Below are 15,341 nucleotides of genomic sequence, written 5' to 3'. Positions count from 1 at the left end.
CCCGTCTCGACGCCCATCGCGGCGTGCAGGACGAGGGCGCCGCGCTGCTGCTCGTCATGACCAGCGTGCTGGTCACCGCGGCCCTCAGCGTCCTCGTCCTCGGGCTCGTCCTCAGCGAGATGCTGCCGACCCGCGTGCAGGCCAAGCGCACCGAGACCCTCGCGGTCGCGCAGGCGGGCGTCGACGCGGCCACCTCGCAGATGCGGGCGGCGATCGGTTCCTACAACTCCGACAACGTCCCCTTCGGCGGCAAGGCCAAGCTGCCCTGCTCCCTGACCGGCACGGTCGGCACGCAGAGCTACAAGGTGTCGATCACGTACTACGACACCGACCCCACGGAGCTGTCGGCAGCCGAGCAGAAGATCCGCGAGGTCACGTGCACCGCCGGCAGCGGCACCCAATACGTGCCCTCCCACGCGGTCATCACCTCCGAGGGCCTGGCCCCGGCGGTCAAGGGGCAGGCCGCCGACGTCGGCAACCGCAAGGTCAAGGCGCTCTACTCCTTCGAGCTCGACAACGGCAACATCGCCGGGGGCATCATGTGGAGCGGCCCCGGGACGAAGTACTGCCTGCAGGCCGACTCGGCCACGGTCGGCGCCGCCGTCAAGTACGTGGCCTCGGCGTCCTGCGCGTTCAACAACGTCAAGCAGATGTGGGTCTACCACACCGACTACACCATCGTGCTGGCGAGCACCTGGAAGGGTGCGCGCCTGTGCCTGCAGGGGAACACCACCGCTGACGCCGACGTCGTCCTCGCGGCCTGCGACCCCAAGAAGCCGGCGCAGCTGTGGAGCTACGAGGGTGGCGCCCGCTTCAAGGGGCAGAACAGCTCCAACACCGACTACGGCAGCCGCTGCCTCGGCACCGGGTCCAACGTGGCGGACGACGCGATCGCCGGGAAGCCCCTGCGTAACGGGTCCTGCGCCAGCAACGCGGAGTGGGGCTCCTTCGCGCCCGACCCCAGCGTCGGCGCCGGCGCGGCGTCGTACCAGACGCACCAGATTGTGAACTACTTCGAGTTCGGCCGCTGCATGGACGTCACCAACGAGGACATCAACTACTCGCTGATGATCATCTACCCCTGCAAGCAGGACCCGTCGGGCGGCACGAAGCTGAAGTGGAACCACAAGTGGTTCTACACCGAGAACGTCGCGGGGAAGCAGAACATCTACGTGCTGCAGAACAACGACGCCTCGAAGAAGTACTGCCTCACGGCGTCCGCGGCCTCCGTCGCCGACGACAACGCGAACCTGGTCTTCCGCACCTGCGACGGCCGGGTCGAGCAGCAGTTCACCCGCTACTACAAGATGCCTGACTACGCCGACAGCTACACGTTCGTCGACTTCACCGACCGCTGCCTGAGCGTGGGCCCCAAGTGGAACAACGGGAACTTCTCCCGCCTGGTGTCCGCCAAGTGCAACGGTGGATCCGCCCAGAAGTGGAACGCGCCGCAGCTCATCAGCGACCCCGGTGTCAGCGGCGTCCGCGAGGTCCAGCACGATGTCTCCTGAAGTCGTGGGAGCCGGGATCCTCGGCTTGCTCGTGGGCTCCTTCCTCAACGTCGTCGCCCACCGCGTTCCACTGGGGGAGTCGGTGGTCCGACCGGCGAGCCGCTGCCCGGGTTGCCGGACCGAGATCCGGCGGCGGGACAACATCCCCGTGTTGTCCTGGGTGCTGTTGCGCGGCCGTTGCCGCGTCTGCAGCTCCCCCATCAGCGTGCGGTATCCCTTGGTCGAGCTCGCGACCGCGCTGCTGTTCGCCGGCATCGCAGCGCTGGTCGGGCTGACGTGGGCTCTCCCTGCGTACCTCTACCTGGCGGGCATCGCGGTGCCCCTCGCGTTGATCGACCTGCAGGTCCGCCGGCTGCCGGACCAGATCGTCCTGCCCTCCTACGCGGTGGCTCTCGTCCTCCTGACGGTGGCCAGCGCAGGGACGGGCGACTGGGCGGCGCTGCTGCGTGCGCTCGTCGGTGGCGTCTCGTTGTTCGCGCTGTACGCGCTGATCTTCGTGGTCAAGCCCGGTGGGATGGGTCTGGGAGACGTCAAACTGGCCGGAGTCCTGGGGCTGTACCTGGCCTGGTGGGGCTGGGACGCCCTCGCGGTCGGAGGTTTCCTGGCCTTCCTGATCGGTGGCCTGATCGCCGTCGGGCTCATCCTGTTCACGAGCGCCGGCCGGCGCTCCAAGATGCCCTTCGGGCCGGCCATGCTGGCCGGAGCCTTCCTGGCTCTCATCGTGGCTGCGCCCGTCGGCGACTGGTACCTCGGGCTCACGGGGCTCAGCACCTAGCTCCCACCGGGTGACAACACCACGAGGTGCTCAAGTGCCCCGCTGGTGGTTCCGATCATCATCTCGGGTCCGCGCTGGGCCCACCACCCACTGACACGGAGGAGGCGACGTGCCCGGACGAACCGCCGTCGGTCTCGACATCGGCACTTCGGGCGTCCGCGCCGCCGAGCTGTCCTACGGGCGTGACGGCATCACCCTGGAGAAGTTCGGCCAGGTCGCGCTGCCCGAGGGCGCTGTCCGCGACGGGGAGGTCCTCGACCGCCCCGCGGTCGTGGACGCCCTCAAGACGCTCTGGAAGGCCAGCGGTCTGCGTGGCAAGCGCGTGGCGCTCGGCGTCGCCAGCCAGCGCGTCGTCGTGCGCCAGGTGGAGCTGCCGTGGCTGCCGCGCAGCGAGCTCAAGGTCGCACTGCCCCTGCAGGCCCAGGAGTACCTGCCGATGGCGGTGGAGGACTCCGTCCTCGACTTCCACGTCACCGAGGAACTGCACGACGAGAACGGCCGCCGTCTGCGGGGCCTCCTCGTCGCGGCGGCCCGCGACGCGGTGCTCTCCAACGTCCACGCGGTGCAGGCCGCCGGGCTGCAGCCGGTGTCGGTCGACCTCACGTCGTTCGCAGTGCTGCGCGCCGCCGGCCGTGAGCACAGCGAGGTTGCGACCGAGGCGCTGCTCGACGTGGGCGCGCGCATCTCCAACCTCGTCGTCCACTCGGCTGGTTCGCCCCGCTTCGTCCGCATCCTCCTCATGGGAGGGCAAGACGTCACCGACGCCATCGCCGAGCGCTTGGGGCTGCCTGCCACGGTGGCCGAGGCCGTCAAGCGGGGCAACTTCGAGGAGTTGACCGCCGACGAGGTGCAGCTCGCGACGTCTGCGGTGGAGCTCATGGTCGAAGTGTTCGTCGACGAGGTCCGCAGCTCGCTGGACTACTACGGGGTGTCGAATCCCCAGTTCCCCGTCGAGCGGATCCTGGTGTCCGGCGGTGGATCCCTGTTGGCCGGTGTGTCGCAGAAGCTGCAGCAAGTCACCCACAAGCAGGTGGCCCCCGCTGACGTCCTGTCTGGCGTGCGTCTGGGTCGCACCGGCCTGGACGAGCACCAGCTTGCGGCCATCCACCCGCTGGCGGCGGTGCCCGTCGGCCTCGCCCTCGGAGTCGTCTCATGAGCTTCCAGACCCTCGAAGCGGTCGCCACCCGACGGTCCGTGGTCCGCGTCGACCTGCTCCCGCAGGAAGTCGCCGCGGCCCGCGGGGGGCGGCTCCTCCGCGCCGGGCTGGGCGCGGGCCTCGTGGCTGTCGTGGGGGTCGCTTGCGCAGCCTACGCGGTCACCGCCGGCCACGTGTCCACCGCGACCGACGCCCTGACGACTGAGCAGCAGCGCACCTCGCAGCTGCAACAGGAACAACGGCGCTACGCGGACGTCCCGAAGGTGATGGCGCAGCTGCAGACCGCTCGTGACGTCCAGAAGGAGGTCACCTCCGGTGACGTCCCGACCTACCTGCTCCTGGACCAGCTGGCCAGCCGGTCCCCGGCAGACCTCGCTCTGACGGCCGTCAACATCACGGTGGCCGGCGCCAGCACCTCGAGCACCGCCTCCAGCACCGCTTCGAGCGCCGCCACGCCGGCTTCCGACCCGCTGGCTGTCACCGGCATCGGAACGGTCAGCGTCACCGGGCAGACCCACAGCCAAGGGCAGGTCGCCTCCTTCATGGACGCGGTAGCCGCTCTCGACGGCTTGGCCGACCCTCGCCTGACCGGATCCACCCTGGACCCCGCCACCGGGCTCATCACCTTCACCACCACCGCCACCCTGACCGACGACGCCACGTCGTCCGCAGGCTGACCGAGAGACGACAGGAGGCTCGACGAGATGACTCGTGACAAGAACACCGTCTGGATCGCCGGAACCGCCGTTCTCGCGGTGCTCGTCCTGGTGGCGACGTACTTCCTGCTGATCGCGCCCAAGCGTGCCGAGGCCGCCGACATCGCGACGCAGACCCTCCAGACCCGCCAGGGCAACGAGACGCTGCAGCAGCAGATCGCCCTGCTCCAGTCCCAGTTCGCCACGCTCGGGGACCGCCGCGCGGAACTCGCGGAGATCACCCGCACCTTGCCGGCCAAGGCCGACGTGCAGCAGCTGCTGCGCCAGGTCGAGACCTACGCCACCACGAGCGGTGTCACGCTGCTGTCCGTGACGCCCGGTTCGCCCGTCCTGCACGGCGTGGACGGGACCGGCGCCGCGGCCGAGACGTCCGGGCCGCTCGTCGTGGACGTGCCCATCACCTTGACCACGGCGGGGAGCTTCAGCGGTACCGAGCTGTTCGTCAAGCAGGTGCAGGCCGACATGGGGCGCTTCCTGTCGGTGAGCGACCTCTCCCTGACCGCCGGCACGGCTTCCGACGACGACGGTGTGACGGCGACCGTCACCGGCCGCGTGTTCGTCCTGCGCGACGCGCAGACCACCGAGGACCAGAGCGGGACCGCCGGTGCGGCCGCGACGAACGGGAGTGAGAGCTGATGTGGGGTCAGTCCGCTGACGAGCCGGTCGGGTTGCCCGACCCCGAACTTCCCGGCTTCTTCGACGAGGAGCCCAGCCCCCGCAGACCCGTGCGCGCGCTCATCGGTGGCGTCGCTGCCGTCGCGGTCATCGCCGGTGGAGCGGGAGCCTTCCTGTGGCTGGGCAGCACCCCCTCGGCCGACGCGTCCGCCCTGGGCGCCGGAACCGTCGTCACGTCGCCGACGGACCCGGGGAGCACCGGCAGCCGGACGGCCGTCGCCTTCGCCGGCAGCGGTCGCGACGTCTTCGACCAGCTGGTGACGCCCACCACCGCCGGCGACGCCACCGCGACTTCCACGTCGGCGGCCACCGTCGCAGCGGTCGGTGCGACCACCACGGGCACCAGCGCGTCGACGGTCACCGGAACTCCGACGGGAACCGCTACCAAGGCTCCGACGGGGACCGGTGCGAAGGCTCCGACGGGGACCGGTGCCAAGGCCCCCACCACCTCACCGGCCAAGACGCCGACCACCCCCACCGTCAGCCGGTCCACGGCGCCCCCGTGGCAGCAGGGCGTCGTCACCTTCGACTCGATCCCCGTGGGCAGCACGACCGGAACGGCCAGCTTCGTGCTCGACGCGGACGGCACCAACCCCGTGACCGGGTCCCTGGCGGCCGGCTCGTTCGTGCCGTCCACCTCGACCGTCTACCGCCCCTGGGGCATCACGACGGAGCGGGCCATGACGGACGCAGAGCAGGCGGCGTGCCAGACACTGATCAAGAACGCGGCCACCTCGGAGGACGCAGCCAAGATCAGCCGCCAGACGAAGGACTGCACGGTCACCGACGACTACGTCTGGCAGGCCGTCTTCGTGCCCAGCAGCCAGGCGCAGCTCGCGGTGACCAACACCGAGCGCTCCGGCTGGCTCGTCGCGGCCGACACGAAGCTGCCCGGTGCCGCGATGGGCAAGGTCACCGGCACCGTCCGCTGGCTCGGGCAGCGGGGGGAGAAGTACCTCCTGCAGGTGGACGACCAGCCGGGCATCTGGGTCGGGGAGGGCGACGCGGTTCCCGGAACTCCCTTGAACTTCGAGGGCATCGGCCTGGACAGCATCGCTCGAGGTGACGTCGCCGTCTTCAGCGCTGACGGCGCCCAGTACTTCACCGTCCTCGGTGGCGGCGAGGCCGCCGGCATCACCTTCTGACGCGACGCCCCGTCCAGCCCACCACCCACCACCTCGGAGACCACCATGATCCGGAAGCCCCGAACCGCCGTCAGGCGCGCCGCGGCCGCGGTCGTCCTCGCCGGCCTCGTCGGTGGAGCGGCGGCCGCGGCGGCCGACGCCTCGCCCATCCGCTTCCACCGCGTCTACGGCGCCGACCGCTACATCACCTCCTCCCTCGTCGACGGCGACCCGACGTCGACCGCGTACGTCGTGTCCGGTGTCGACTTCCCCGACGGCCTGGCGGCCGGCGCGGTGGCCGGCCGGGAAGCGGTGCTGGGCAACGTCTACCTCACCCAGCGCGACGTGCTGCCGGCGGAGGTCCGGCAGCGCATCGTGTACGCGTCCAAGATCGTCGTGGTCGGGGGTGAGTCCTCGGTCGGGCCGGACGTCATGACGTGGTTGCAGCAGAACACCCGCGCAACCTTGAGCCGTGTCAGCGGCCCGGACCGCTTCGACACCGCCGCCGCGCTGTCGGCGGCCTCCTACGCCACTCCCGCAGCCGGTGCACGCGGTGTCGAGAACGTCGTGATCGCCACCGGTTACGACTACCCCGACGCGCTGTCCGGCAGCGCTGCGGCCGCGCACGTGGACTCGCCGCTGTTGCTGGTGCGCCCCGACGCCGTCCCGGCCTCCGTGGTGGCCGAGCTCCAGAGGCTGCGCCCCCAGGCCATCACCGTCGTGGGTGGTACGAGCCGGGTCACTGACAGCGTCCTGGAGCAGTTGCGCACCTTCACCACCGGCCCGGTCACCCGCATCGCGGGAACCGACCGCTACGACACCGCTGATCGTGTCAGCGCCGCTTTCTTCGATGACGCCGAGGACGTCACGATCGCCTCGGGTGAGACGTTCGCCGACGCCCTCGCCGCAGGGGCGAGGGCGGGCCGCCACGGCGGCCCTCTCCTCCTCACGGCCAGTCGCTGCCTCACTGAGCAGACCAACCTGGAGATCGAGCGACTGCAGGCCACCCACGGTGAGCGTGCCGACCTGGACTCCATCGGTGGGCCGACCCGCATCACCGAGGAAGCCGCCAAGCGCACCAACTGCCAGCCGGTGGGCACCGCGCCGAAGACCTACCTGGACGACCTCGTCCACGTCCAGGGCAGCGTCCGCGACCGCTACGACCACGCCACGATCTCGGGACGGTTCTACCCCCGCTCGACGGCCTTCGACGCCGACCCGCGCAACTCCGACTACGGCACCTGGTCCCTGGGCACCAAGCGGTCCCGCTTCACCATGGTCGCCGGCATCGCCGACGACAACCCCAGTGCCTTGGCGTCCACCGTCGCCGTCTACGGCGACGAGAAGCTGCTGGCCTCGGGGAACGTCGCCAAGGGAGCGCCCATCGCCTTCGACGTGGACGTGCGCGGTGTCGACAACCTCAAGATCGTCACGACCTCGCCGAACGCGTCGCTCACGCCGGCCGCGCAGAACGCGAACCTCGTGTACTTCGGGGACGCAGCCGTCAGCTGAAGCACCAGCGACAGCAGCGGCCGCCCGCCTCGGTGGACTCATCGATCCCCGCAACCCCTTCGACCTGGGGTTGCGGGGATCGTGTGGTTCTCAGGGCCCGGAGGTGGGCCGGCGCGTGCGGTGGGGAGCCCCTGCACGGCCGTCGCCCGACGAGTGCGATCTCCGCACCGTCCTCGGCCTAGGATGCGCGGGCAGCCGTCCCCGACCGCAGGAGCCCACCCGTGATCGTCCTCGTCGGCTTCATGGGCGCGGGCAAGTCCACCGTCGGGCGTCTCCTCGCCGACCGCCTCGGCCTGCCGTTCGTGGACACCGACCTCGTCGTCGAGGACCGCGAGCGCCGCTCCATCCCCGAGATCTTCGCCACCGACGGCGAGCAGGCCTTCCGGGACCTGGAGCAGGAGGTCGTCGCCGACGTCGTGGCCGGCCCCGAGGCGGTCGTGTCCCTGGGAGGCGGGGCCTGCGGGCGGGAGGCCACGCGCGCGGTGCTGCGCGCCCACACGGTCGTCCACCTCGACGTCTCCTTCGAGCAGGCGAAGGCCCGCACCGCGGGGGACACCTACCGGCCGATGCTGCAGCGGCCGGACCTGGCGCAGCTGCACGCCTCCCGGCGGGTCGTCTTCGAGGAACTCGCGGACCTCAGCGTGCGGACCGACGGGCGGCGGGCGGAGGCCATCGCCCTGGAGGTGCTCGACGGGGTCACCGGGCAGGACGGGGTCCTCGTGGCGCCGCCCGGCGGCAGCTACCGGGTCCACGTGCGGGCCGGGGCGCTGGCGAGCGTGGGCAGCCTGCTCCCGGCGGCCGGGGCGGTGCTGGTGGTGGGCCGTGCCTCGGACCCGGCGCTGGCGCGTGTGCGCGAGGGCCTGGCCGGCACCGTGCACGTCGCCGAGCTGCCCGAGGGGCCGGTGAAGACCCTGGACGTCTACGGGCGGCTGGCCGCGCGCGCGGCCGAGGTGGCCCTGCACCCGGACGACCTCGTCCTCGCGGTCGGTGACGAGCCCGTCGTCGACGTGGCGGGCTTCCTGGCCGCCACCTACAACCGGGGGACCCGCTGGGCGGTGGTGCCCCGCTCGCTGGAGACGCTCGTCGACTCCTCCGTCGGCGGCAAGGTCGCCCTGGACCTGCCGCACGCCCGGAACCTGCTGGGCGCGGTCCACCAGCCGGTGGCCGTCGTCAGCGATCCCGAGGGGGTCTCGCCGGCGACCGACCCGCGGTTCGGCGCCGGGCTCGCCGAGGCCGTCAAGACCACCCTGGTGGGGGACCCGGCCGACCTGGACCTGCTCGTGGGGAACGCCCCCGCGGTGCTGGCCGGGGACCTCGACGCGGTCACGGCCGTCGTCCGCCGCGCGGTGGCCACCAAGGCGCGCATCGTCACCGCCGACGAGCGCGAGGCCGCGGGCCGGTTGCACCTGAACTACGGGCACACGTTCTCGCACGCCCTCGAGCAGGTGCTGGCCGACGACGCTGCCGCGCTGCCGCTGGGGCTGATGGCGGCCGCGCACCTGGCCCGCCGGCTCGGGTTCCTCGACGACGCCGGCGTCGACCTGCACCGCCGGTCGCTGCGCGCGTTCGGGTTGCCGACCGCACACCGTTCCACCCTGTCGGAACTGCAACCCTTCTGGTTGCGGGACAAGAAGTTCAAGGACGGCGTCCGGTTCGTGCTGCTGCACGCCCCGGGCCGTCCGGAGGCGGGCGTGCCCGCCACCGACGACGCACTGGCCGGTGCGCTCGACGACCTCGCGGAGGACAGATGACCACCGAACCCGTTCGCATCACCGTCGAGGGCGAGACCGCCTACGACGTCCTCATCGGCCGCGGGCTGCTGGGTGAGCTGCGCGGTCTGCTGGGGCCGAAGGTCGCCAAGGTGCTCGTCGTGCACCCCCGCGCCCTGCGGTCCACGGGTGAGGCCGTGCGCGACGACCTCGTCGCGCAGGGCCTGGAAGCGATCCTGGCCGAGGTCCCCGACGGCGAGGAGGCCAAGTCCGCCGAGGTCGCGGCGTTCTGCTGGACGGTGCTGGGCCAGTCCGACTTCACGCGCTCCGACGCCGTCGTCGGCGTCGGCGGGGGAGCGGTCACCGACCTCGCCGGTTTCGTCGCCGCGACGTGGCTGCGCGGCGTGCGGGTCGTCCAGGTCCCCACGACCCTGCTGGCCATGGTCGACGCGGCCGTCGGCGGCAAGACCGGCATCAACACCGCCGAGGGCAAGAACCTCGTCGGGTCCTTCCACCCGCCGGCCGGGGTCCTGTGCGACCTCGACGCCCTCGACACGCTGCCGCCGCACGACCTGCGGGCCGGGCTCGCCGAGGTCGTGAAGTGCGGGTTCATCGCCGACGAGCGCATCCTCGAGCTCGTCGAGGCCGACGTCGAGGCCGCCACGGACCCGCACTCGCCGGTGCTGGCCGAGCTGGTCGAGCGGGCCGTCCGGGTCAAGGCCCGCGTCGTGGGGGAGGACCTCAAGGAGTCCGACCTGCGGGAGATCCTCAACTACGGGCACACGTTCGCGCACGCCGTGGAGCTCGTCGAGCGCTACCAGTGGCGGCACGGCGCGGCGGTCAGCGTCGGGCTCGTGTACGTCGCCGAACTGGCCCGGATGGCGGGCCGGCTCTCCGACGCCGACGCCGACCGGCACCGCACCGTCCTGCAGTCCCTGGGCCTGCCGACGACCTACCGCGGTGACCGGTGGCCCCAGCTGCTCGACGCCATGAAGCGGGACAAGAAGTCCCGCGGGGCCCTGCTGCGCTTCGTCGTCCTGGACGCCGTCGGGAAGCCCTCCCGGCTGGAGGGTCCCGACCCGGCCATGCTCCAGGCGGCGTACGCGGAGATCAGCGCGAGCTGACTCAGGCGCAGGCGGTCCGGCTCAGACCGGCCGCCGAGGAGTAGTACCAGACGCGCCCGTGGCCCTGCGCGTCGCGGCCCGCGAGGCAGTAGCCCTGCGGGTCGGCGGCGAGGATCGCGACCTGGCTGGCCGGCTCGGCGACGTCGAGGGCCGCCGGGTCGCCCGTGTACGAGCCCGTCGCCATCCAGACGTTCTCCTCGGCCTGCGCCACGGCCCGCAGGTCCTGCTTCACCACGCTGTCGGCGGCCTTCGCGTGCTGGCTCAGGAACACGGGGATCGCGACGGCGGCGACGATCCCGAGCACGGTCAGCGCGGCGAACCCGATGCCCAGACCGATGAGGACCTTGCCCCAGGTCGGCACGCGGGGCGCGGGCGGGACGGCGGGCGGGACGGCGTGCGCGACCGGCGCGGCCGGGACGCCCGGGCTGCCGAACGGCGGCCGGAACGGCTCCGGGGCGGCCGGCGGCCGGGACCCGGAGTAGAAGTCGGCGTTCGGGTCGAACGGGGACACGGGGATCTCCTGTCGTCGCTGCGGCCCCAGGGTGCCGGGGCCGGTCCTGCGGGGTCAGCCGCAGGGGGTCGTCGTCACTCCCCGGGCCGGGGAGTAGTACCGGACCACGCCGCCGGTGCGGCTCTGCCCCTTGAGGCAGTAGCCGTCGATCGTCGCGGTGACGACCGTCAGCTTGCTGATCGTCCCGGGCAGGTTGAGGGAAGCGATGTCGCCGCCGTACACGCCGTTGAACCGGTGGTACGCGTCCTGCCCTGCCGCAGCCTCCTGCAGGTCGGCGGAAACCGCCGCGATCTCCTTCGCGTGCACCTGGTCCATGACGACCGGGTACCCGTACTCCGCGCCGATCGCGACGGCGACCAGCACCGCGGCCCACGTCAGCACCGTCCTCACGGGGTTCCGCCCGACCCGCCGGGGAGCGGCCTCGGTGCGGGCGACGTGGAAGGGGGAGGCGTTGCCCGGGCTGAAGACGGGCCGCCCGCTGCTGGGGCCGTAGAAGTCCGGGGCGCTCGCCGCGGCGGGTGCCGGACGCCGCGGAGCCGTCGGCCGGGGCGGGGCCGGCGGCTCGGGCCGGGGAGCCTGGGCCACAGGCTCACGAACGGGTGCGGCGGCCCGCGGGGGCGGCGCGGGAGCCAGCCCGGGGACCGGGACGTCGCGGACGGCGTACTCGGCCGGTTCGGGTGCCGGGTCCTCCGCGCGGTGCCTGCCCCGCGGGACCGCCGACTCCAGGTACCCGCCGCCCGCGCGCAGCGGGGTGCGCCGGTCGTCGGTGAGGGGTTCGGTCACGCTGTCCTCCTGGTGGTCTCGGATCGCTCATCGGCGAGGTCGGGCTGGGGGTGCAGGGGGTGTCACCCGGGTGGATCACCGGCGGTCAGGAGCACGCCCGGTCGGTGAGACCCGTGGCGGGGGCGTAGAACAGCGCCGTCCTGCTCCTGCGGTCGTACGCCCCGGCGCAGAAGCCGTCCGCGCCGGCGCTGACGATGGCCAGGTCGCCGCGGCCGGGGGTGACCCCCAGCTCCTCCAGGGACGTGGAGTAGCTGCCGTGGCCGGCCCTCCAGCGGGTCTGGGCCGCCGCCACCTCGCGCAGGTCGCCGCGCAGGTCCTCCGTGGCGCTGGCGCTCCGGTCGTCCAGGACCGTGGTGAGGGCGGCCACGACGGCGAGGGTGACCGCGGCGCCCACGAGGGTGCCCCGGGCACGACGGGGCCGGCGCACGGCGTCGTGCCGACCGGGTGCGTTCACCCGCGACCCCTTCCTCGAGGACTCCTGGACGCCCGGGTGCCCCGGACCACGAGGTGATCGGGTCGAGGAGGGGACCGGCTGGAGGGCGCGGGGCGGGGGCCACCCGTGTGCGCGCGCACCTCCACCGTCCGGCGCAACGGGCCCCGTCGCGCGGTCTGCGCACGGTGATCGCGCCACGGGGGGTGCTCACCCGGTCGCCACGCCTGCGGGCGGGCCCGCGCGCGGGGCCTCGGTAGGATGCTCTCGCCCCAACCCGCGTCCGGTCCCGGTCGGCGGGAGTGAGTACGCACTAGAGACGGACTGAGAGACGACGTGGCATCGACGAACGACCTGAAGAACGGCACCGTGCTGAACCTCGACGGCAACCTCTGGTCGGTGGTCGAGTTCCAGCACGTGAAGCCCGGCAAGGGCGGTGCCTTCGTCCGGACGAAGCTGAAGAACGTCCTGTCCGGCAAGGTCGTCGACCGCACCTTCAACGCGGGCGCGAAGGTCGAGACCGCGACGGTCGACAAGCGCGACATGCAGTACCTGTACAAGGACGGCGAGGACTTCGTCTTCATGGACTCCGCCACCTACGACCAGCTGCACATCAGCGCGGCGACCGTCGGTGACGCGGCCAACTACCTGCTCGAGAGCGCCGAGGCGATCGTCGCCACGCACGAGGGCACCCCGCTGTACGTCGAGCTGCCGACGTCGGTCGTCCTGGAGATCACCTACACCGAGCCCGGCCTGCAGGGTGACCGCTCCACCGGCGGCACCAAGCCCGCGACGGTCGAGACCGGCTACGAGATCCAGGTCCCGCTGTTCCTCGAGACCGGCACGAAGGTCAAGGTCGACACCCGCACGGGCGACTACCTCGGCCGCGTCAACGACTGATGGCGGCCCGCCGCAAGGCGCGCAAGCGCGCGCTGGAGGTCCTCTTCGAGGCCGACCAGCGCAAGCTCGACCCGCTGGACGTCCTGCGCGACAAGATCCAGCGCGCCGACCCGCCCGTCGGTGAGTACGCCGTCACCCTCGTCGAGGGGGTGGTGGCGCACCGCGAGCGCATCGACGAGATCCTCACGACGTACTCGATGGGCTGGACGGTCGACCGGATGCCGGCCGTCGACCGCGCCGTGCTGCGGATCGGCGTCTGGGAGGTCCTGCACGCCCCCGACGTGCCCGATCACGTGGCCGTCAGCGAGGCCGTGGAGATCACCCAGGAGCTGTCGACCGACGAGTCGCCCAAGTTCGTCAACGGGCTGCTCGCGCGGATCGTGGACCTGAAGGAGACGCTTTCCGCCTGAGGCGCGTGGTGCGCCGGGGAGCTGGATCGTTGTGACAACGCTGTCGATCATCGGCAGCGTTGTCACAACGATCCGCTCCTCAGCCGCTCCTCAGCCACTCCGGCGCCTGGCCCCCGCCTCGAGCGTGGTGGCCAGTTGCCGCAGGAACCCCGCCGGGTCCCGGGTGACGTCACTCGGAGCGACGGTCAGGAGCAGGACCCCCGCAGCGGCGTACCGGCGTTGCTTCGCCTGGGTGCGTCGCAGGTCGCCCGGGGTCGAGTGCCACCGGATGCTGTCCACCTCCAAGGCGACACCGAGGTCGGGCCACCAGGCGTCCGCCGTGCCGACGAACAGCCCACCGACGACGACGTCCTCGTTCCACAGCGGTTGAGGCAGCGAGGACCTCGCGACGACGCGGTGGACCCGGCCCTCCGCCGCGCTGCGCGTTCCCGCCGACGCCTCGGTCAGGACGGCGCGGGCGGCAGCCGAGCGCTGCGTCGGTCCTTCCAGCACCTCGGTGACGAGTTCAGCCAGCGTGCAGCGGCCCCGGTGCAACGTGGCGCCGAACAGTTCGCGGACGCGGTCGACGTCGGCTCCGTGCCGTGCGGCATCCGCTGCGGCCCGCGCCGGCGGCGCCGTGGGCAGACCGGCGCAGAGCTGGACCCGCGGTGGGCGTTCGGTCCGCTCGACGGTGACGAAACCGGACGAGAGCCTGGTCCTCGTCCAGGGGACGAGGACCAGGACCTGCGGGAGGACCCGGATCCGGTCGGTGGTCGTGCCGTGCAGGTCCATGGCGTGCTCACCGCTGAGGACCGCGTCCACGCCGGCGTACGCGAGGGCCCCGAGCCGTCGCTGGCGTTGCGTGAGCGTGCCCCGGTGGCCGGCCACGACCCCCGGCAGGACCCGCTGCCAGGGGCCCCGGTTGGCCCAGCGCGCGATGGTCGACACGGTCATTCCCGTCTGGACCAGCTGGGCGTGGGTCGCGATGCCGTCCTGGCGGCGCAGGAGCGCATCGACGTCGGCCGGGTCGAAGGTTCTGGGGCGTGGCACGCGGTCATGCTCGTCGTGCCCGTCTGCGACGTGGAGCGTCGTGCGGGCGGTGTGTGGACGACGCGCTCGCGGCGGGCCCTGTGCACCCCGGAGCCGCGCAACGAGGCGCTGTGGACGCAGGCGCTGTGGACGGATCGTTGTGACAACGCTCGCGATGACTGCGAGCGCTGTCACAACGATCCGTCCCCGCGCCGCCGCGCGGGCGAGGCCGGGACGCAGAACGGCCCGGCCCCCGCGGGGGGACCGGGCCGTCGGTGCGTGACCGTCAGCCGTGCTCGACGGCGCGGCGGGCGTCGGCGTTGAGCACGCCCCAGGCGATGAACTCGTCGCACAGCGTCGTCGCGGGGACGTCGTAGATGACGGCGAGGGTGCGCAGGTCGTCGGCGCGGATCGACAGGACCCGGCCGTTGTAGTCGCCGCGCTGGGACTGGATGGTCTTGGCGTAGCGGTCCAGGGGGCCGGCCTTCTCGGCGGGGACCTCCTGGAGGCGCTCGAGGTCGAGCACGAGCCGCGGCGGCGGCTCGGAGCTGCCCTGCGGGGCGCCTTCGGGGAGCAGTGCGGAGACGGGGACCCCGTAGAAGTCCGCCAGTTCAGCCAGTCGCTGGACGGTCACCGCACGGTCGCCGCGTTCGTAGGAGCCCACGACGACGGCCTTCCACCGTCCCTCGGACTTCTCTTCGACGCCGTGCAGGGACAGCCCCTGTTGGGTACGGATGGCGCGAAGGCGCGATCCGAGTGCGCGGGAGTAGTCCGATGCCATACGAGAATCGTCACGGAGCGTGAACGTCTTCGTCAAGCTGACCTGCCGTCCTGCCCCCGGTTTCCCAGGATCTACCACCCTCTCGGCACCAAAACCGTTACTCCGTGTGAGCGTTTGATCTCACAATGACAGCGCTGTGCCGGTGTCCGGCCCCCGGGCACCGGGACCACTGTGCTCCTGTAGGGTCGCGGGTGCCCACCACGTCCCGTCACCGTC

The 15,341-nt window shown here is 72.2% G+C and carries 16 protein-coding genes; 11 read left to right on the top strand and 5 right to left on the bottom strand.

Annotated features, from left to right (window positions below; all coding sequences use genetic code 11):
• Positions 1 to 23: 23 nt before the first annotated feature.
• The 9 genes from BJ968_RS01780 (at position 24) to aroB (ending at position 10,302) form a co-directional block, all read left to right on the top strand.
• On the top strand, positions 24 to 1,511 hold the full coding sequence (locus BJ968_RS01780) for a ricin-type beta-trefoil lectin domain protein (RefSeq protein WP_179748702.1): 1,488 nt from the start codon (positions 24 to 26) through the stop codon (positions 1,509 to 1,511).
• Positions 1,501 to 2,286: a prepilin peptidase gene (locus BJ968_RS01775; RefSeq protein ID WP_179748700.1), complete on the top strand. Its 786-nt coding sequence runs from the start codon at positions 1,501 to 1,503 to the stop codon at positions 2,284 to 2,286. Before BJ968_RS01780 ends, BJ968_RS01775 begins: the two co-directional genes overlap by 11 nt.
• A gap of 109 nt (positions 2,287 to 2,395) precedes the next feature.
• Positions 2,396 to 3,442: a type IV pilus assembly protein PilM gene (pilM, locus tag BJ968_RS01770; RefSeq protein WP_179748698.1), complete on the top strand. Its 1,047-nt coding sequence runs from the start codon at positions 2,396 to 2,398 to the stop codon at positions 3,440 to 3,442.
• Positions 3,439 to 4,119, top strand: coding sequence for a hypothetical protein (locus tag BJ968_RS01765; RefSeq protein ID WP_179748696.1), 681 nt, complete (start codon positions 3,439 to 3,441; stop codon positions 4,117 to 4,119). Before pilM ends, BJ968_RS01765 begins: the two co-directional genes overlap by 4 nt.
• A 27-nt stretch (positions 4,120 to 4,146) precedes the next feature.
• Positions 4,147 to 4,794, top strand: a complete 648-nt coding sequence (gene pilO / locus BJ968_RS01760; RefSeq protein WP_179748694.1) for a type 4a pilus biogenesis protein PilO — start codon at positions 4,147 to 4,149, stop codon at positions 4,792 to 4,794.
• Between the two features lie 32 nt (positions 4,795 to 4,826).
• Positions 4,827 to 5,978, top strand: coding sequence for a hypothetical protein (locus tag BJ968_RS01755; protein ID WP_179748692.1), 1,152 nt, complete (start codon positions 4,827 to 4,829; stop codon positions 5,976 to 5,978).
• 45 nt (positions 5,979 to 6,023) lie between these two features.
• The gene (locus BJ968_RS01750; RefSeq protein ID WP_179748690.1) at positions 6,024 to 7,469 is read left to right on the top strand and encodes a cell wall-binding repeat-containing protein; all 1,446 of its coding nucleotides are present in this window, start codon (positions 6,024 to 6,026) and stop codon (positions 7,467 to 7,469) included.
• Positions 7,470 to 7,690: 221 nt separating this feature from the next.
• A complete protein-coding gene (locus tag BJ968_RS01745) occupies positions 7,691 to 9,220 on the top strand; it encodes a shikimate kinase (protein ID WP_179748688.1) in 1,530 nt (509 codons plus the stop codon).
• Entirely contained in the window at positions 9,217 to 10,302 is a 1,086-nt protein-coding gene (aroB, locus tag BJ968_RS01740; RefSeq protein ID WP_179748686.1) for a 3-dehydroquinate synthase, read from the top strand. Before BJ968_RS01745 ends, aroB begins: the two co-directional genes overlap by 4 nt.
• 1 nt (position 10,303) lies before the next feature.
• On the opposite strand, the gene BJ968_RS01735 is transcribed toward aroB, so the two are convergent.
• The 3 genes from BJ968_RS01735 to BJ968_RS01725 all read right to left on the bottom strand — a co-directional run bounded on the left by BJ968_RS01735 (position 10,304) and on the right by BJ968_RS01725 (position 12,050).
• The gene (locus BJ968_RS01735) at positions 10,304 to 10,813 is read right to left on the bottom strand and encodes a type IV pilin protein (protein WP_179748684.1); all 510 of its coding nucleotides are present in this window, start codon (positions 10,811 to 10,813) and stop codon (positions 10,304 to 10,306) included.
• 54 nt (positions 10,814 to 10,867) lie between these two features.
• Positions 10,868 to 11,596, bottom strand: a complete 729-nt coding sequence (locus BJ968_RS01730; protein ID WP_179748682.1) for a hypothetical protein — start codon at positions 11,594 to 11,596, stop codon at positions 10,868 to 10,870.
• 85 nt (positions 11,597 to 11,681) lie between these two features.
• Entirely contained in the window at positions 11,682 to 12,050 is a 369-nt protein-coding gene (locus tag BJ968_RS01725; RefSeq protein ID WP_179748680.1) for a hypothetical protein, read from the bottom strand.
• A 312-nt stretch (positions 12,051 to 12,362) separates the two neighbouring features.
• Between BJ968_RS01725 and efp the strand changes: the two genes are divergently transcribed.
• Both efp and nusB read left to right on the top strand, forming a co-directional pair.
• Entirely contained in the window at positions 12,363 to 12,926 is a 564-nt protein-coding gene (gene efp, locus BJ968_RS01720) for an elongation factor P (RefSeq protein WP_179748678.1), read from the top strand.
• Positions 12,926 to 13,336, top strand: a complete 411-nt coding sequence (nusB, locus tag BJ968_RS01715) for a transcription antitermination factor NusB (RefSeq protein WP_179748676.1) — start codon at positions 12,926 to 12,928, stop codon at positions 13,334 to 13,336. The genes efp and nusB overlap by 1 nt, the downstream gene beginning before the upstream one ends.
• Positions 13,337 to 13,426: 90 nt before the next feature.
• Here nusB and BJ968_RS01710 read toward each other — a convergent pair whose 3' ends face one another.
• Positions 13,427 to 14,365 (bottom strand): hypothetical protein, encoded by a 939-nt coding sequence (locus BJ968_RS01710; protein WP_179748674.1) that lies wholly within the window; start codon positions 14,363 to 14,365, stop codon positions 13,427 to 13,429.
• A 265-nt stretch (positions 14,366 to 14,630) separates the two neighbouring features.
• A complete protein-coding gene (gene bldD / locus BJ968_RS01705; RefSeq protein WP_106206055.1) occupies positions 14,631 to 15,125 on the bottom strand; it encodes a transcriptional regulator BldD in 495 nt (164 codons plus the stop codon).
• Positions 15,126 to 15,341: the final 216 nt, after the last annotated feature.

This window comes from Kineococcus aurantiacus (assembly GCF_013409345.1).
Taxonomy (GTDB): Bacteria; Actinomycetota; Actinomycetes; order Actinomycetales; family Kineococcaceae; genus Kineococcus; species Kineococcus aurantiacus.
The sequence above is the reverse complement of the archived record's forward strand: the minus strand, read 5'-3'. Positions and strand labels throughout refer to the sequence as shown.

What these genes read in the sequence shown, in the direction of transcription:
- bldD (WP_106206055.1), bottom strand. Translation starts at nt 15,125, where the DNA reads ATGGCATCGGACTACTCCCGCGCACTCGGATCGCGCCTTCGCGCCATC.
- BJ968_RS01750 (WP_179748690.1), top strand. Translation starts at nt 6,024, where the DNA reads ATGATCCGGAAGCCCCGAACCGCCGTCAGGCGCGCCGCGGCCGCGGTC.
- aroB (WP_179748686.1), top strand. Translation starts at nt 9,217, where the DNA reads ATGACCACCGAACCCGTTCGCATCACCGTCGAGGGCGAGACCGCCTAC.
- nusB (WP_179748676.1), top strand. Translation starts at nt 12,926, where the DNA reads ATGGCGGCCCGCCGCAAGGCGCGCAAGCGCGCGCTGGAGGTCCTCTTC.
- pilO (WP_179748694.1), top strand. Translation starts at nt 4,147, where the DNA reads ATGACTCGTGACAAGAACACCGTCTGGATCGCCGGAACCGCCGTTCTC.
- BJ968_RS01775 (WP_179748700.1), top strand. Translation starts at nt 1,501, where the DNA reads ATGTCTCCTGAAGTCGTGGGAGCCGGGATCCTCGGCTTGCTCGTGGGC.
- BJ968_RS01765 (WP_179748696.1), top strand. Translation starts at nt 3,439, where the DNA reads ATGAGCTTCCAGACCCTCGAAGCGGTCGCCACCCGACGGTCCGTGGTC.